Annotated in this window: 1 protein-coding gene; it reads left to right on the forward strand. The window is 62.1% G+C overall.

The genetic code is table 11. The features are described from left to right. Positions 1–438, forward strand: a 438-nt coding sequence (locus HMPREF3173_RS25025; protein ID WP_256544490.1) for an HAD-IA family hydrolase, incomplete at its 5' end; no start/stop codon positions are given. Positions 439–512 lie beyond the last annotated feature (74 nt).

Consider the following 512-nt stretch of genomic DNA (forward strand, 5'->3'; position numbering starts at 1 on the left):
TACCCGAAAGTGGTGATGGACAAGGTAGTGGAACTGGCCAAGCACAACGGTTATGTCGCCGATCATGTGGTGGCCACTGACGAAACACCCAATGGCCGACCATGGCCCGCCCAGGCTCTGGCCAACGTGATTGCCTTGGGCATCGATGACGTCGCCGCCTGCGTCAAGGTCGACGACACCTGGCCGGGCATCCTCGAAGGCCGTCGCGCCGGCATGTGGACCGTAGCCCTTACCTGCTCGGGCAATGCCCTGGGCCTGTCTTACCAGGCCTACAAGTCGTTGCCGGCGGCCAAACTGGCCGAGGAGCGCGCGCGCATCGTCAAGATGTTCGAGCCGTCCCGTCCACACTACCTGATCGACACCATCGCCGATTTGCCAGGGGTGATCGACGACATCAACCAGCGTCTGGCCCGGGGTGAAACACCGCAAGCCTGTTGAGCGGCGCACAACGACACCACACTCACAACCCCTACGAGCTAGAGCCAGGAGACACACCATGCGTTACGCACATC

Source organism: Pseudomonas sp. HMSC08G10 (genome assembly GCF_001808425.1).
Taxonomy (GTDB): domain Bacteria; phylum Pseudomonadota; class Gammaproteobacteria; order Pseudomonadales; family Pseudomonadaceae; genus Aquipseudomonas; species Aquipseudomonas guariconensis.